Annotated in this window: 13 protein-coding genes; 5 read left to right on the forward strand and 8 right to left on the reverse strand. The window is 62.6% G+C overall.

Annotated features, from left to right (window positions below; all coding sequences use genetic code 11):
* Positions 1-4 precede the first annotated feature (4 nt).
* The 7 genes from JX325_RS00965 to JX325_RS00995 all read right to left on the reverse strand — a co-directional run bounded on the left by JX325_RS00965 (position 5) and on the right by JX325_RS00995 (position 5,440).
* Entirely contained in the window at positions 5-916 is a 912-nt protein-coding gene (locus JX325_RS00965) for a FliH/SctL family protein (RefSeq protein ID WP_204789312.1), read from the reverse strand.
* Positions 909-1,946 (reverse strand): flagellar motor switch protein FliG, encoded by a 1,038-nt coding sequence (gene fliG, locus JX325_RS00970; protein ID WP_204789313.1) that lies wholly within the window; start codon positions 1,944-1,946, stop codon positions 909-911. Before fliG ends, JX325_RS00965 begins: the two co-directional genes overlap by 8 nt.
* The gene (locus tag JX325_RS00975) at positions 1,939-3,588 is read right to left on the reverse strand and encodes a flagellar M-ring protein FliF C-terminal domain-containing protein (RefSeq protein WP_243413852.1); all 1,650 of its coding nucleotides are present in this window, start codon (positions 3,586-3,588) and stop codon (positions 1,939-1,941) included. The genes fliG and JX325_RS00975 overlap by 8 nt, the downstream gene beginning before the upstream one ends.
* 132 nt (positions 3,589-3,720) lie before the next feature.
* Positions 3,721-4,032 carry a flagellar hook-basal body complex protein FliE gene (locus JX325_RS00980; protein WP_204789315.1) on the reverse strand — a complete coding sequence of 104 codons (312 nt, stop codon included), beginning with the start codon at positions 4,030-4,032 and terminating at the stop codon, positions 3,721-3,723.
* 45 nt (positions 4,033-4,077) lie between these two features.
* Positions 4,078-4,536, reverse strand: coding sequence for a flagellar basal body rod protein FlgC (flgC, locus tag JX325_RS00985; RefSeq protein WP_204789316.1), 459 nt, complete (start codon positions 4,534-4,536; stop codon positions 4,078-4,080).
* Between the two features lie 175 nt (positions 4,537-4,711).
* Positions 4,712-5,098, reverse strand: coding sequence for a flagellar biosynthesis protein FlgB (locus JX325_RS00990; RefSeq protein WP_204789317.1), 387 nt, complete (start codon positions 5,096-5,098; stop codon positions 4,712-4,714).
* 132 nt (positions 5,099-5,230) lie between these two features.
* Positions 5,231-5,440 (reverse strand): hypothetical protein, encoded by a 210-nt coding sequence (locus tag JX325_RS00995; RefSeq protein ID WP_204789318.1) that lies wholly within the window; start codon positions 5,438-5,440, stop codon positions 5,231-5,233.
* Between the two features lie 292 nt (positions 5,441-5,732).
* Here JX325_RS00995 and JX325_RS01000 point away from each other — a divergent pair, with 292 nt between their 5' ends.
* From JX325_RS01000 to JX325_RS01020, 5 genes are all read left to right on the forward strand, one after another.
* Positions 5,733-7,826, forward strand: a complete 2,094-nt coding sequence (locus JX325_RS01000) for a diguanylate cyclase (RefSeq protein ID WP_204789319.1) — start codon at positions 5,733-5,735, stop codon at positions 7,824-7,826.
* A 15-nt stretch (positions 7,827-7,841) separates the two neighbouring features.
* Positions 7,842-8,204 carry an Hpt domain-containing protein gene (locus JX325_RS01005; RefSeq protein ID WP_204789320.1) on the forward strand — a complete coding sequence of 121 codons (363 nt, stop codon included), beginning with the start codon at positions 7,842-7,844 and terminating at the stop codon, positions 8,202-8,204.
* Positions 8,201-10,759 carry a hybrid sensor histidine kinase/response regulator gene (locus tag JX325_RS01010; RefSeq protein ID WP_204789321.1) on the forward strand — a complete coding sequence of 853 codons (2,559 nt, stop codon included), beginning with the start codon at positions 8,201-8,203 and terminating at the stop codon, positions 10,757-10,759. The genes JX325_RS01005 and JX325_RS01010 overlap by 4 nt, the downstream gene beginning before the upstream one ends.
* A 749-nt stretch (positions 10,760-11,508) precedes the next feature.
* Complete coding sequence (locus JX325_RS01015; RefSeq protein ID WP_204789322.1) at positions 11,509-13,182, forward strand: formate--tetrahydrofolate ligase; 1,674 nt, start codon at positions 11,509-11,511, stop codon at positions 13,180-13,182.
* 119 nt (positions 13,183-13,301) lie between these two features.
* Positions 13,302-14,117, forward strand: coding sequence for a formate/nitrite transporter family protein (locus JX325_RS01020; RefSeq protein ID WP_204789323.1), 816 nt, complete (start codon positions 13,302-13,304; stop codon positions 14,115-14,117).
* Between the two features lie 43 nt (positions 14,118-14,160).
* On the opposite strand, the gene JX325_RS01025 is transcribed toward JX325_RS01020, so the two are convergent.
* Positions 14,161-14,841, reverse strand: coding sequence for a hypothetical protein (locus JX325_RS01025; protein WP_204789324.1), 681 nt, complete (start codon positions 14,839-14,841; stop codon positions 14,161-14,163).
* Positions 14,842-14,994: the final 153 nt, after the last annotated feature.

Below are 14,994 nucleotides of genomic sequence, written 5' to 3' on the forward strand. Positions count from 1 at the left end.
CCTTCTACACGCCGCCGCTGAAATTCAGGTTGCCGAAGCTGACGCCCTCTTCAACGGGCCCGGCGNCNGACAGCAGGGTTCGGATGTTGTTCATCTGTGTGGCGGCGCTGGCGTCCACAATTTCATCCGGGGTTTCGATGATGCAGGTGCCCGCCTCGTCGTCCGCCATGGGAATGATGCGCACCCGGTCCGAGAGGGCCGAGAGGGCGTTCATCAAAGAGGCNGGAACCTTGGAAAGGTGCTTGGCGTCGCATTCCGCGATATAGATATGGGCCCACTCCCGGCGCTTCCGCTTGTCGATGGCGGTTTGAATCATCCGGCAGATGACCTCGCTGCTGCTTTTCAGGCTGACGCAGACCACCTTTTCCGCAATGGCGATGGCAAGGTCCCGCAGCTCGNCTANGTTGTCTTCCATCTGGCGGTCCAGGGCGGTTCCNGCCCGCTCCAGGNATTTGTCAAAGNCNGCGGCCANCTCCTCAGCCTGTCTCTGCTGGGCACGCTGGCCCTNTTGAAGGGCCTGGGTGGCNCCNTGGGCCNATCCCTCCGCCCGTCCGGCCTCCAGGCCGCTCTGGCGGGAGGACTCGAAAAGNTCCTGGGCCTTGATCTCCGCTTCCAGCCGGGCCTGGTCCAAAATCGCCTCGGCCCGGCGGTGCGCGTCCGCGATGATCTGCTCCGCNTGGATTTGGGCGAAGCTCACCGGGTCCGGTTCGGGCTCCGGTTCCGGTTCGGGCTCCGGGGCTTCCGCCTCTTCGCCCACCCGGACGTCCACCGCCGGCGGCGCCTCGCCGTCCTCCTCCTCAAGGGGGGGCGGCGGAACCCCGGCGGCCGTTTCCTCCTCCAAAACCAGCTCCTCCGCCTTGGGGAACTGGTAGGGCTCGGCCTTGGGACGCATGATGGATTTCCAAATACTAGGCAATGATATCGTCCTTTCCGCNCTTCAGGATGATGATTTCACCCTTCTCCTCCAGTCCGCGGATGATGCCGACGATGCGCTGCTGGGCCTCTTCCACGTCCTTCATGCGGACGTTGGATGTAATTTCCAAATCGTCCTTGATGCTCTGGGCCATGCGGGAGGACATGTTTGCAAACAGTTTGTTGGCAACCTCCGTGTTGGCGGCCTTGAGGGCCAGCACCAGGTCCCNGGGATCGCAGTCCCGGACAAAGCGCTGCACGGAGCGGTCGTCCATGGTGATGATGTCCTCGAAAACGAACATCCGCTTGCGGATCTCGTCCGCCAGGTCCGGGTCGGACAGGCCGTCGAAGATGTTTTTCTCGCTGGTCCGGTCCAGGTTGTTCATCACGTCGGCCACATAGTCTATGCCGCCGACCTTGATGTTGGTATCCGTCATAATGTTGGAGAACCGGTTGTGCATTTCCGCCTCCACAATCTTGATGGCCGCCGGGGAGACGCTGTCCAGCTTGGCGATGCTCTCCACCACCTGGATCTGCTTTTTCTCCTCCAGCTGGGCCACCACGCNCGCCNCCTTGTNCGNGTNCACGTAGGAGAGGACCAGGGCGATGGTCTGGGGCCGTTCGCCCCGCAGGGCGGAGAACAGGGACTTGACGTCCGCCTTGTCCATGAAGGCGAATTCCCGGTTTTTCAGGCTCTTGGTGACCTTGCCCAGGAGCTCCGCCGCCGCCTGCTCGCCATAGGCCTTCTCCAGGACGGCCCTGGCGTATTCCAAGCCGCCCTCGGTGACGGCCTTGTTGGTCAGGCACAGCTGGTAGAACTCGTTGAGAACGTCCTCCGTCTGCTGGGTGNTCAGCNCGCCCNGGCGGGCCACCTCCAGGGTGAGCTGCTCGACCTCCTCGTCCTCCATGTACTTATAGACGAGAGACGCCTTCTCGGNTCCCAGGGCGATGATGACCGCCGCCGCCTTCTGGGCGGTGGAGAGCTCCATCTGCTTTGCCGCCTGGGGGGCGACCGCCACTGCCGTCTCAGCCATTGCCGTCGCCCCCTTTCAGCCAAACCTTGATCATCTGGGCCGCAATCTCCGGGTTGTCGCTGACGAACTGGCGGATGTCCTTGCGCAGCTCCATGCTCCGCTCCATCTCCAGGTCCATCACGTCGGCGCCGGTCCCGGGAATCTCGCCGTCCAGGCCCAGGCCGGCCGCCCGCATAAGGGCTTCCGCCTCTTCCCGCTGGCGGGCCTCCTCTTCCTCGCGCTTCTTCCGGTTCTTTCTGCGCAGCAGGAGAATGACGGTCAGCAGAATGATAAACAGCAGCAGCCCAACGCCCGCCGCAATCAGCACCCACACGGGTACCGCCGGCGCGGGAGGCGTCACTCCGGGCGCGATGCCCTGGTTGGGATCGAAGAAGTTCATGGCCACCACGGAGATCNTGCCGTCCAGGATTTCCTCGCCGGTGNCGGGGTCCACCTCTCCCGCGATCCCCGCGGCCCGGGCCGTATGCTGGCGGATGCTCTCCACGTTGAAGTCTTCCGCCGCCCGGNCGTTGATGGAGACCGCCACGGAGCAGTCGGTCATTTTGACCGCCCCGTTGTTGTCGATGTTGATGGTGCTGTGGGTGTTGTCCCAGTCCGTCTGTTTGCTGACGTAGAGTCCCGTGTCGTCGTCCCGGACGGTCATTCCGGCCTCCACGGTCTCCCGCAGGTCGCTGTTGACCTCCGTGCCCACCACGCCGCCGACGGTGCCGTCGCCGGGGCGGGAAATCCAGGCCTCGTTCCGCTCGGAGCCCTTGATGCCCTCTCCGTTGGTGGAGCCGTCCTGGGCGTACTCGGGGAGGNTGGTCTCGTTCCGCACCTCGGTGGTGCGGNCCACTTCCACCTCGCAGGTGACGCCCACCCGGACGTTGTCCTCTCCGAAGAAGGGGCTCAGCACGTTCATGACCTGGGTGCGGATGCGGTTTTCCATAGCCTGCTGGAGCTGCATCTTCAGCGCCGAGACCTCGCCGTTCAAGGCGTCCTCCGTCAAATANACGTTGCCCAGCTTGTCTGAAATGCTGACGGACTCGATTTTGAGCCCCTGCACGCCGTGAGCCAGCAGATCCCGGATGGCCTCCGCCTGCCCGTCGGTGAGCATCTTGCCCTCCACCATGGTGACGCTGACGGCGGCCGTGGCCTCCACCACATTGCCGCTGTCCAGTATGTAGGCCCGGTTCTCTCCCGGTGTGATGAACACGTCCGCGTCCATCACGTCGGGGAAGTTGCGGATGGTGGCCGCCATGCTGTCCTGCAAATCCTGGAGCTTGGCGTATACCCGTTCCTCATTGGTGGAGAACGCGTTCATGTTCTCCATGTAGTAGTTTCCGGTCTGGTTCAGGTTCGCCATGAGGATGCGGGCCTTCAGCGCCGCCTCCTGCCCGGCGGGGACCATGACGGTGTTCCCGTCCTCCACCCGGTAATTCGTGACGCCCTGCTCGCTCAGGAAGGTCAGGATCTTGGACGCCTCGTCGTCACTCACCTGGGTGACCAGCACGGCGTAATNCTGCTNGTTNAGCGTNAAAGCGATGGCGGCGACCNCAATCAGGGCCACCAGTACAGCGGCGATGACGAGCCATACCTTTTTCGATACTTTTTTCAGGCGTTCCCCCGTCTTGCTCAGAAACGNCCTGGCNNTTTCCTTCACGTCGTTCAACCGCTGTCACCTCCTTCTCTCCGCCGCGCCGCGGCGTCCTGTAGACATGTATAGACATGATTTATGCTGCCCTGGTCCTGGGGGCCGGGCAGCACGGGGGACTCCCCCGCCCGCCGGCCGCGCTTACAGGCTCATTCTGGTCAGCTCGGAATAGGCGTCCTGGGCCTTGTTCCGGAGCTGAATCAAAAAATCAACTGCCATCGCGCTTTTCGTGCCGGCGATCATCGCCATAGCGGGATTGTCCAGCTGGCCGGTGGCCAGCAGATATTGCGCTTCTCTCGCTTCCGCGTCCGTCTCTTTGACANTGTCAATGGCGGAGCGGAAAATCGTGCCGAAAATGCTCCCCTCCACGGAGGAGGAAGCGTCCTTGCCTTTTTGTTCTTTACCCGCGTTCAGCGGAGCCAGCGGGGTCAGCTTTTCCATCGGCGTCAGCATAACGGGAACCATCTCCTCTCTAAAACTCTCTGCGGCCCCTCACCGTCACTTGCCGATCTGGAGCGCGTCCGTCACCACGGTTTTCATGGTGTTGAACATGGTGACGTTGGAGCTGAAGGCCTGGGTGGCGGCCATGGCGTCGGCGATTTCCTTTACCATGTCCACATTGGGCATTTCCACATACCCGTCCTCGTTGGCGTCGGGGTGGGCGGGGTCATAGACCAGCTTCATGGGGGACGGGTCCTCCACAATCTGGGCCACCCGCACGCCGCCGGGAACCTGGTTGTTCGGCACCATGCCGGAGGAGGCCCGGGCCATGGCCCGGCGGAAGCCGTCCCGGCCGGTTTCGGCCTCGAAAACCACCATCTTCCTCCGGTAGGCCCCTTCGCCCTCTTCCACCCGAGTGGTGGTGGAGTTGGTCACGTTCTCCCCCACGATGTCCAGCCGCAGCTGCTGGGCCGTCATGCCGGAGGCCACAATGTTCATCGAACTCAAAAATGCCATAGGTCAAATTCTCCTCTGCTGTTCCATTCCCCGCCGGGCGTGTCCCGGCAGTCNTGTGCGGGGCCGGAGAATCCGGTCCCGTAATCGTTTGCTCTGCCTTCCGGCAGTCCTTATTCAGCAATGTGAAGCGGAAAAGCATCCGGCGGGAACTCCCGCCCGGATCGCCGCCGTTTCCTCACTGGCCCCGGATGGCGGTGCGCAGCGTGGTCAGTCCCGAGTTGATGGAGCTCATTACATAGCGCATCTGATAGGCGTTGCGGATGGCCTCCGACATTTGGGCGGTAACGTTGACGCCGTTGTCGTCCATCCGGGTCTGAACCGCCTGCTCCGTCACGCGGAAGGAGCTCCCCTCCAGCACTTCGCGCATCGACTTCACCGGAGCGGCCCCCCGGGAAGCCTGAAGCAGCTTGCTTTTCAGGCTCTCCTCAAACGTAACGATTTTCTCCCGGTAGCCGGGCGTTTCCGCGTTGGAAACGTTGTCCGCGATGGCGCTTTGTTTCGCCCACAGGTAGCCCAGGGACTTTTCCAGCATCANAGAGGAGTTGCTCGACAGGAAATCCATGTGGTCTCACCCTCCAGTCATATCCCGTTTTTGGAAAAACGGCCCGAACCCGCCCCTTTCCTCCGGGCAAGACAAACGCGCGGGTTGTCGCCAAGGCGCGCGTTTTCCGGTTCGTATAAATGGCCCTCCATCCTATTCGGCGGAACGCCGTTTCATTCCGCCCGGCCCATGTCGTTTCTCCATTTTACATGTGCGTTTTGCAACACTAATTTCCGCCTGCTTTAACAGGTAACCCTCATTATGAACTATTCTCCCAAAAAAATCAAGTACTTTTTTGCCGGGCACATCTTCCATTTTTAACAAAATCTCAACGATTTTCTCTAGTTTTGCCGCCTTCTCCAAAAATCCCCGCCTTTGTTGCGCCCCCTTTGGCGTCCCTTGACGGCTCTGACAATTTTTTGCCTCTTTTTTGTCATTATTTGTAGAAAACGCCGGTTTGCTTCCAAATAATAGAAGTGTCAAAATGACGGGGCAAGTACGTTTCTTTCCCCTTGGTTCCCCTCGGTTCGTTCTTGCTATTTTCAATTTTCTGTGGTAGAATCAGCATATTGTAACATGGCTGTTTTATGTCCCCTTCTTTTAGGGGGATCCGCCGTCGGCGGACAGGAACCCGAGGACAAGGAAGTGATCCCTTTTGAGTACGGAACAAAAGCAGAAAATTTTGATCGTGGACGACTCGGAGCTCAACCGCTCCATCCTGGCCGACATGCTGGACGACGAGTATGAGATCNTCGAGGCCGAGGACGGACTGCAGGGCGTGGGCCTGCTCCAGCAGCGGGGGAGTGAAATTTCCCTGGTTCTCCTGGACATCGTCATGCCTCNGATGGACGGCTTCGGCGTCCTGGAGGTCATGGCCCAAAACCACTGGATCGAGGACATCCCCGTCATCATGATCTCCGCCGAGACCGGCTCCAGCCACATTGAGCGGGCCTATGAGNTGGGCGTCACCGATTTTATTTCCCGGCCCTTCGACGCGCTGATCGTCCACCGCCGGGTGGTCAATACCATCATGCTTTACGCCAAGCAAAAGCGCCTGGCCAACATGGTGGCGGATCAAATTTATGAAAACGAGCAGCGCAGCAGCCTGCTCATCGACATCCTCAGCCACATCGTNGAGTTCCGAAACGGCGAGAGCGGCCTCCACGTCCTCAACGTCCGCACCCTGACGGAGCTGATGCTGAACCACCTGGTCCAGAAGACGGAGCGCTACCAGCTCTCCCCCTCGGACATCTCCATGATCTGCACGGCCTCGGCCCTGCACGACATCGGAAAGATCTCCATCGACGAAAAGATCCTCAACAAGCCCGGCCGCTTCACCGACGAGGAATTCGCCGTCATGAAGACCCACTCCATGGCCGGGGCGGAAATGCTGGAAAACCTCCCCATCCACCAGNANGACCCGCTGGTGAAGGTGGCCTACGACATCTGCCGCTGGCATCACGAGCGCTGGGANGGACGGGGCTATCCCGACGGGCTCCTGGGAGACGAGATTCCCATTGCCGCCCAGATTGTGGCCCTGGCGGACGTGTACGACGCCCTGACCTCCAAGCGGTGCTATAAGGATTCCTTCTCCCATGAGAAGGCGGTGGACATGATTCTGGCGGGCCAGTGCGGCGCCTTCAACCCCCTGCTGCTGGACTGCCTGCGGGAGCTGTCCCCGGATCTGCCCGCGCTGATGAGCGGCAGCAACTCCGTGGCCCAGCGGGACCGCCGGGAAATGCGCAACGTGGCCCAGGAGATCCGCCGCCATGAGGAGCTCACCGCCTCCGAGCGGACCCTTCAGCTTCTGGAGCACGAGCGGATGAAGTACAGCTTCTTCGCCGACATGAGCAAGGAGATCCAATTCGAGTTCACCGTCTCCCCGCCCATGATCACCCTCTCCAACTGGGGCGCGGAGCACCTGGGGCTGGAGGAAATCATCATGGACCCCTTCCACCAGCCGGACACGATGAACGTCATGGACCCCGCGGACACCCAAAACCTCGCCGACGCCCTGCGCAGCACCAGCCCGGACCTGCCGGTGGTGACCTACGACTGCAAGCTGAACTACAAGGGCGCCTGGCGCTGGACCCAGATTGTGGCCCGGGCCACCTGGTCCAGCGACGAGCCCCCCCGCTATACCGGCGCCATCGGAAAGGCCATCGACATCCACGACTCCCGGATGAAGCTGAACGCCCTGGAGCGCATGGCCTCCCACGACGCCCTCACCGGCCTTTTAAACCACGCCTACGCCAAAAAGCGCATCCTCGAGCGCATTGAGACCCGCCCCACCGCGTCCTACGCCCTGGTCATCTTCGACCTGGACCACTTCAAGTCCGCCAACGACACCTACGGCCACTCCTTCGGGGACCAGGTGCTGGTCCACCTGGCGGAGAAGCTCCGCCAGTGCATCCGGGGCGGCGACATCGCCGCCCGGGTGGGCGGGGACGAGTTCCTCATTTTCTTGGAGTATAAGGATGACGTGGACGCCGTTCTCTCCCGCATCTTCCAGTCTCTCTGCGGCCGGTTTGAGCAGTTCCCCCTCTCCGTCAGCATGGGCGCGGCCCTGACGGCCACGGTCCCCGGCGGCTACGACGCCCTGTTCCACGCGGCGGACGCGGCCCTCTACACCGTCAAGCGGGGCGGACGGGGCCAGTACCGTTTCTATGACGAGTCCATGCGCGACACCCTCTCCGTCATCTCCCCCATCGAGGACGGGCAGGACCCGGGGGAAGACGTTTTAAAATAAAGGAGGAGCATCCACATGACCTTACAGGAGTGCTACGCCGCCATGGGNGGCAACTATGACGACGCCATCGGCCGCCTGCGCAGCGAACGGCTGGTCCAGAAATTCGTTTTGAAATTTTTGAGCGACGGCAGCTATGAGCTCCTCTGCCGCTCTTTGGAGGAGAAGAATTACGAAGAGGCCTTCCGGGCCGCCCACACCATCAAGGGCGTGTGCCAGAACCTGAGCATCGACAAGCTCCAGGCGTCCAGCAGCCGCCTCTGCGAATCTCTGCGGAACGGCTACACGCCGGAGTCCGACGCTCTGGCGGAGGAGGTGCGGGCGGATTACAGCCAGACCGCAGCCGCCATTGAAGCCTTNCAGAAAGAGAGCGCGGGATGAAAAAGCTTCTCAACAGCGCCACCCGCTTCCTCACCGTCAGCCTGGCGCTGATTCTCCTGCTGACGGTGTGCATCTTCTNCTTCCTGGCCTTTTGCATGAGCCGGAAAAGCGGCGAGACCATCAGCGCCGTGGGCACCACCTACATGACCGGCATGGGGGAAAAGGTCACCCAGCACTTCGCCACCACCATCGAGCTGCGTTTGTCCCAGGTGGACTCCCTGGTGGGGAGCATTCCCCCGGACAGCGCCTCCCCCTCCTCCCTGCGGGCGGAGCTGGCCCGCAACGCCAAGGCCCGGGACTTCGCGGCCCTGGCCTTCTACTCTCCCACCGGCGCGTTCGACATGATCTACGGCGACGAGCCCGTCCTGGCGGACCCGGACTCCTTCCTGGCCTCCATGAACAACGGGGACAGAAAGGTNNCCGTGGCCTCCATTGCCACTGGGCAGAAGGACGTGCTCCTGGGCGTCTCCGCCGAATACCTGATGGCGGACGGGACGACCTCCACCGCCCTGGTGGCCAGCCTCCCCGCCGACTACATCGCCGACACCCTCTCCCTGTACAGCGAGAACTCCCTGGTCTATTCCCACATCATCCGCCGGGACGGGTCCTTCGTCATCCACAGCGGTGACGCCTTCCGGGAAAACTACTTCGACCGCATCCAGACCCTCTTCGAGGAGCAGGGGGAAAGCGGGGAGCAGTACATCCGGGAGCTGGAGGCCGCCATGGATAAAGGCGAGGATTACTCCACCCTCATGGTCTTTGGCAGCGAGCGGCGGCACCTGCAGTGCAACAAGCTGCCCTACTCCGAGTGGTACCTGGTGACGGTGCTGCCCTACGGCGAGCTGGACCAGGCCGTCAGCGACCTCAGCCACGCCTGGCTGTACCTGGTTTTCCTGGGCTGCGCCGTGGTGCTGCTGGCCCTGCTGCTGGTGTTCTGGCAGTATTTCCGGCTTCTCCGGGAGCAGATGGTGGAGCTGGAGGCCGCCCGGAAGGAGGCCGTCCACGCCAACAAAGCCAAGAGCGAATTCCTCTCCAACATGTCCCACGACATCCGGACCCCCATGAACGCCATTGTGGGCATGACGGCCATCGCCACCGCCAACATTGACGACAAGCAGCAGGTGCAAAACTGCCTGAAAAAAATCACCCTCTCCAGCCGCCACCTCCTGGGCCTTATCAACGACGTGCTGGACATGAGCAAAATCGAAAGCGGCAAGCTGACGCTGAACATGGACCAGGTTTCCCTCCGGGAGGTGATGGACAGCATCGTCAGCATCGCCCAGCCCCAGGTCCGCTCCAAGCACCAGCAGTTTGACGTGTTCATCCACGACATCTCCACGGAGAATGTCTGCTGCGACAGCGTGCGGCTGAACCAGGTCCTTCTAAACATCCTGGGCAACGCCCTGAAATTCACCCCCGACGGCGGACTCATCCAGGTCTCCCTCTACGAGGAGGAATCTCCCAAGGGAGAGGGCTACGTCCGGACCCACATCGTGGTCAAGGACAACGGCATCGGCATGACCCCGGAGTTCAAGGCAAAGATCTTTGAATCCTTCGTCCGGGAGGACAGCGCCCGGGTCCGCCGGACCGAGGGCTCCGGCCTGGGCATGGCCATTACCAAGTACATCGTGGACACCATGGGCGGCACCATCGAGGTGGAAAGCGAGCTGGGCAAGGGCAGCGAGTTCCACGTCACCCTGGACCTGGAGCGGGCTGAGACCCCGGAGGAGGAGATGATCCTCCCCGAGTGGAACATCCTGGTGGTGGACGACGACCGGCAGCTCTGCGAGAGCACCGCCGCCTCCCTGAAATCCATCGGCGTGAAGGCCGACTGGACTTTGAACGCGGAGGGCGCCCTGGAGATGCTGGACCGGCGGGCCAAGGCCCGGGACCACTACCACATCATCCTCCTGGACTGGAAGCTGCCGGACATGGACGGCATCAGCGCCGCCAAGGAGATCCGCCGCCGCTTCGGCGACGAGACTCCCATCATGCTGATCTCCGCCTACGACTGGAGCGAAATCGAGTCGGAGGCCAAGCAGGCGGGCATCACCGGCTTCATTTCCAAGCCCCTGTTCCGCTCCACCCTCTTCTACGGGCTCAAGCCCTTTATCAACGACGCCAGCGCCGCCGCCGAACAGCTTCATGAGGAGAAATACGCCGACTTCACCGGCCGCCACATCCTCCTGGCGGAGGACAACGACCTGAACTGGGAGATTGCCAACGAGCTTTTGTCCGACCTGGGGATGGAGCTGGACTGGGCGGAAAACGGCCGCATCTGCGTGGACAAGTTCGAGGCGTCCCCCGTGGGCTTCTACGACGCGGTGCTGATGGACCTCCGGATGCCGGTGATGACGGGCTATGAGGCCACGGAGGCCATCCGTAAGCTGGACAGGCCCGACAAAGACATTCCCATCATTGCCATGACCGCCGACGCGTTCTCGGAGGACATCAAAAAATGCCTGGACGCGGGCATGAACGCCCACGTCGCCAAACCCATCGACATCCGGGAGGTCTCCCGGCTGCTGGAAAAATTCATTCACGAGCGCCGCTGACGCGGCAAAAAGGCGGCNGGGAAGCTTCCCCGCCGCCTTGGCGTTTTCTCTGTTCAGCACTCCGCGGTTTCTCCGGCGGTTTCCGCGGCCTCCGTGGAATCCGCCNTCTCGCCGCCGGAGCCGTCCTCCTTCTCTTCCTCCAGAACAGATTCCCACTCCTTGGGTTTCTCCTTGGGCACCCGGCAGGCCAGGGCCAGCTTGTACCCCTCCGGGTCAGCCTCCATCAAAAACTGCTCGTCCTGGGGCGGCACCTTGTCGCCCTTTATGATGCGGGAGGCGATCTTCCGGCACTTCTCCATAACGTNCAGGGACTTGGAGAGCATTTCCAGCNCCCCGTTCTTCTGCCGTTTGACCTCCAGCCGCTTCCGCTCCTCCTCCATGCTCTGCCGGTCCATCTCCTGGAGGAAGGCCAGCGCCGCCTGGGACCAGTCGGCCTTGTCGCTTCCCGTCCGTTTGGGGGCCGCCCCCGTTCCGGCGGGCTGCTTCTCCGCCCGGGGTTCGTTCTTCACGGCCTGCGCGGCCCGCCGCTGCCGTCCGTTCACGCTGAGCTCCATGGTCCGTCCTCCCTTTCCTCTTCGTAGTATCCGTCCCGCCCTTCGGCTTCTTATGTCAACGATAACATAGAATCCGAAGAAAAACAATCCCTTTTCCTTGTGAAATCTTCCACTTCCCTTTCCCTCCCGAGTATGATATCATCTTCCTGTCTAAAATAAGTCATACCTTTTTATTTCACAAAGGAGGGCCCCGCCATGCACGTTCCGTCCGACATTGAGATCGCCCAGTCCTGCCAGATGCGCCCCATTGGGGAGATTGCCGCCGCCGCCGGGGTGGACCCCCAATACCTGGAACTCTATGGAAACTACAAGGCCAAGGTGGACCCCCGCCTCCTCAAGGAGAGCCGGCGGGGCGACGGGAAGCTGATTCTCGTCACCGCCATCAACCCCACCCCCGCCGGGGAGGGGAAAACCACCACCACCGTGGGCCTGGCCGACGCCCTCCGCCGCCTGGGAAAGAGCGTCCTGGTGGCCCTGCGGGAGCCCTCCCTGGGCCCCGTCTTCGGCGTGAAGGGCGGCGCGGCCGGGGGTGGCTACGCCCAGGTGGTGCCCATGGAGGACATCAACCTCCACTTCACCGGGGACTTCCACGCCATCGGCGCGGCCAACAATCTCTGCGCCGCCATGCTGGACAACCACATCCAGCAGGGGAACACCCTGNGNATCGACGTGANGAGAATCACCTGGAAGCGCTGCGTGGACATGAACGACCGGCAGCTTCGCAATATCGTGGACGGCCTGGGGGGCCGGATGCAGGGCGTCCCCCGGGAGGACGGCTTTGACATCACGGTAGCCAGCGAGATTATGGCGGTGCTGTGCCTTTCCAGCGACATTCTGGACCTGAAAGAGCGCCTTGGCCGGATGGTGGTGGCCTACACCTGCGACGGCAAGCCCGTCACCGCCCACGACCTGAAAGCCGAGGGGGCCATGGCGGCCCTCTTGAAGGACGCCCTCAAGCCCAACCTGGTCCAAACCCTGGAGGGCACCCCCGCCTTTATCCACGGCGGGCCCTTNGCCAACATCGCCCACGGCTGCAACTCCGTCATGGCCACGCGGCTGGCCATGCGCCTGGCGGACTACGCCGTCACGGAGGCGGGCTTCGGCGCGGACCTGGGGGCGGAGAAGTTCCTGGACATCAAGTGCCGCCTGGCGGGGCTCAAGCCCTCCGCCGTGGTGGTGGTGGCTACCGTCCGGGCGCTGAAAAACCACGGCGGCGTCCCCAAGGCGGAGCTGAACGCCGAGAATCTGGAGGCCCTGGAGAAGGGGCTTCCCAACCTCCTCCAGNATGTGGACAACATCAAAAACGTCTACGGCCTGCCCTGTGTCGTTGCCATCAACGCCTTCCCCACGGACACCGCCGCCGAGCTGAAGCTGGTGGAGGACAAGTGCCGGGCCCTGGGCGTGAACGCGGCCCTCAGCGAGGTCTGGGCCAAGGGCGGCGAGGGCGGCACGCTTCTTGCCGAAGAGGTCCTGCGCCTCTGCGATGAGCCCAACGACTTCCGGTTTGCCTATGATACCGAGGACACGATTGAAAACAAAATCAACGCCATCGCGAAAAAGGTCTACCGCGCCGGCGGGGCCGTCCTGACCCCCGCCGCCAAGAAGCAGCTCGCGGAGCTGGAGGCTCTGGGCTTCGGCAAGCTCCCCGTCTGCATGGCGAAAACCCAGTACAGCTTTTCCGACGACCCGGCCCTGCTGGGGGCTCCCAAGGGCTTCACCATTACGGTGCGGAACCTGAAGGTAAGCGCCGGGGCGGGCTTCCTGGTGGCCCTGACCGGGGACATCATGACCATGCCGGGCCTGCCCAAGGTCCCCGCCGCCGAGAAGATCGACGTGGACGAGAACGGCAAAATCACCGGCCTATTCTAAGTTGCTTTGGAAATGCTCATATAGAAGGAGAATGGCCTGAGCAGGGGCTCAGGCCCCACAACCAAGTCCCTGCTCCTCTTGGAGCGGAAGCATTGCGGGCCTTTGAAAGGAGTAGAACCTTGCATTACCTTGCCCCCAAGGAATTTTTGGATCGTTATGCCGCCGGAGGGACGGCCAAGACGCAAAAGAGCGCCGGGAAGCTCCTGGCCCTCTCCCTGCTGGCCGGGGCCCTCATCGCCCTGGGCTGCGCCGCCACCAACACGGCGGTTCACGGCATGGAAAACGCGGGCCTTGCCCGGACCGTCTCCGGTCTCCTCTTCCCCCTCGGCCTGTGCATGGTCATCGTCACCGGGGCGGAGCTCTTCACCGGGAACAGCCTGCTGGTTCTCTCCCTGCTGGAGAGAAAATGCACCCTCTCCGGCCTTTTGCGGAACTGGGCCCTGGTCTACCTGGGGAATTTCCTGGGGGCCCTTCTGGCGGCGGCGGGCTGCGTCTTTTTCGGGCAGCNGAACTACTCCGCCGGAGGGCTGGCGGTCTACACCATCCGCCTTGCCGCCGGGAAGTGCGCCCTGCCGTTTCTAAGCGGNTTTGGGCTGGGGANTTTCTGCAACGTCCTGGTGTGCCTGGGAGTGCTGCTGGCCCTCTCCGCCCAGGACGCGGCGGGCCGCTTCATGGGAGCTTTTATCCCGGTTTGCTACTTCGTCCTCTGCGGCTTTGAGCACTGCGTGGCGAACATGTACTACATCGCCGCCGGGCTTCTGGCGGTGCGGAATCCCCAGTACCTCCAGCTGGCCCAGGAGGCCGGGGTGGACCTGTCCGCCCTGACCGTGGGAAACTTCCTCCTGGGAAACCTCCTCCCCGTCACCCTGGGGAATATCCTGGGTGGTGCGGGACTGGCGGTCCTGCTCTGGTACGCGCATTTGAAGAAGGACTGAACAAACACCGAGCCGGGAGGCGTCGCCTCCCGGCTCGGTGTTTTTACTGGGCGACGGAGACGCCTCCCTGTTCCAAATCCGTCCGCGCGACCAAATTCCTGTCCTCGTCATAGCCCACGGCGACGACCCGGAGGCCGGTGGGGTACTCGCTCCAATCCACCAGGTTGGCCTCAAACAGGAAATAGAGCCGTCCGTCCTTCTCCATCCAGCCGCTGTCGCCCCGATGAATCCCGTAATTGCCGTGGGTCCGGCCGATCCGTTCCTCCCCCCGGGGGTCGTCCGGGCGCATGAAATAGACCTCCAGCCAGGCGATCTCCGGGTCGTCCACCCTGCCGAACACATAGAACCGGCCCGCCTTTTCCATCCGTACAAAGCTCCACCAGCCGCCGTGGATGGGACCCTCCGCCCCGCAGTCCACCGGCACGCCATAGAGCTCTGTCCAGCCGTAAAACGACAGGCGGACCGCGCTGAGCATGGTGACGTTCTCGTTTTCCGTCAGATAGACCAGGCCGGTCTTGTAAATCTCCGGGGTCCACTCCCGGCAGACCACGGCGGTCCGCCCCGTGCCTGTCCGCTCCTCGATGTGTCGGAGGGCCTGAATAGGGAACAGGAGGCCGATGAGGAAAATCCGGTTCACCAGAAGCACCGCCGCCGCCGCGATGAGGACCCGGCGGAGGCTTCTTTTTCTTCGGGAGGACAATCGTCCCTTTTTCTCTTTCTTCATGCCGTCTCCTCCCCTCCCGGCAGGGGGATTTCCAGCCGGACCGTCTCCCCGATGGCCCGGTACTCCCAGACCACGTGGGTATCCCCCGGCTCCACCGGGGTCCACCGGACGGCGTACTCCGCCCTGTAATTTCCACTGCCCCCGGCGCTGGTC

The organism is Oscillibacter sp. CU971 (assembly GCF_905219725.1).
Lineage (GTDB): Bacteria > Bacillota > Clostridia > Oscillospirales > Oscillospiraceae > Oscillibacter.

Excerpts from the sequence above, each read along its gene's own strand:
- flgC (WP_204789316.1), bottom strand. The coding sequence starts at position 4,536 with ATGGCATTTTTGAGTTCGATGAACATTGTGGCCTCCGGCATGACGGCC.
- JX325_RS01025 (WP_204789324.1), bottom strand. The coding sequence starts at position 14,841 with ATGAAGAAAGAGAAAAAGGGACGATTGTCCTCCCGAAGAAAAAGAAGC.